Source organism: Rhodococcus sp. R1101 (genome assembly GCF_000278445.1).
In the GTDB taxonomy this organism is placed as follows: domain Bacteria; phylum Actinomycetota; class Actinomycetes; order Mycobacteriales; family Mycobacteriaceae; genus Rhodococcus; species Rhodococcus gordoniae.
The window spans coordinates 1-1,017 of the sequence record NZ_AJVB01000785.1 but is presented as its reverse complement, the minus strand read 5'-3'; the positions used below and the strand labels follow the sequence as shown (position 1 = coordinate 1,017).

The window sequence follows — 1,017 nt, the reverse complement described above, 5'->3', positions numbered from 1 at the left end:
CGGCGCTCGCCCCGATGGACTCGCGCAGCGTCGCGAGTTTCTGCTGTTCGTCGGCCAGTCTTTCGGCGTTCTCCGCGGCGAGTTCGGCCGCGTTCTCGGCGGAGGCCCGTGCTTCCTCGAGGCGAAGATCGGTGTCGCGGAGCCGATCGCCACAGGTGACCTGTTCGCGCAGAGCGCGCTGCAGGGCCTGAGCCTGCGAACGGAAGTGCCGCACGGCCGCGTCGAGACTGTCGAGTTCCGTCGCAGTGAGCGGTGCCCGGTGCCGGCCGGCCGTCGATCGCAGGTGCTGTTCCTTGGTCGCGACCGCGGCGATCGCCTGGTCCAGGTCGCGGTCGGCGGCGGCCGCGGACTCGGATGCGGTCCGCAGCGCACCGGCGCATTCTGTGACCTTGCGCAGAGCCGCGAGCACGGATCCGGTGCGCGGCAACGACTTCGCGGCGTCGTCGAGTGCGGTGAGCCGGTCGCCGATCTCGCGATCCTGCTCGCGCAGCGACTCCACGTCGGCGCGGCATTCGGCGATGGTGGTCTCGAGCTCGACGATGCGACGCTGCCGACGCCGGGCGCGGGCGGTGGCCCCGATGAACTCGACCTGCTCCTTGACGTGGCGACCGAGCTGCACTCCTTGCCGGAACCCGCCGTGCACATCGACCGACACCCGCGCGTCCGGTCCGGGATCGGTGGCCCACGCGATCGACGACAGCACCGCGGCGACCCGTTCCTCGGGGACGGCCGTGTCGGGCTCGGGAACGAGTACATCCGCGAGCGTGGGACCGCTCGGCCGGTGCTCGGGCGCCAACGGCACCAACAATTGCTCCGACTCGATGGCCGGCAGGTCGCCGTCGGTGATCCACCCGTCGAGCAGGTTCGCGGCCTGCAATGCCGCTTCGATACCGGCGGCGTCCTGTGTCGACACGTCGTCGCGGAACCGGACGAGCTGCCACAGCGGGGCGCCGACAAGATCGTCACGGTTGCCGGTGCGAGCGGGGAACACCGGGGGAGCGTCGTCGCGTTCGGCCG

At 71.4% G+C, this 1,017-nt stretch carries 1 pseudogene; it reads right to left on the bottom strand.

The features are described from left to right. Nucleotides 1-1,017: pseudogene (locus tag R1101_RS28630) on the bottom strand (TIGR02680 family protein); the annotation flags it as partial.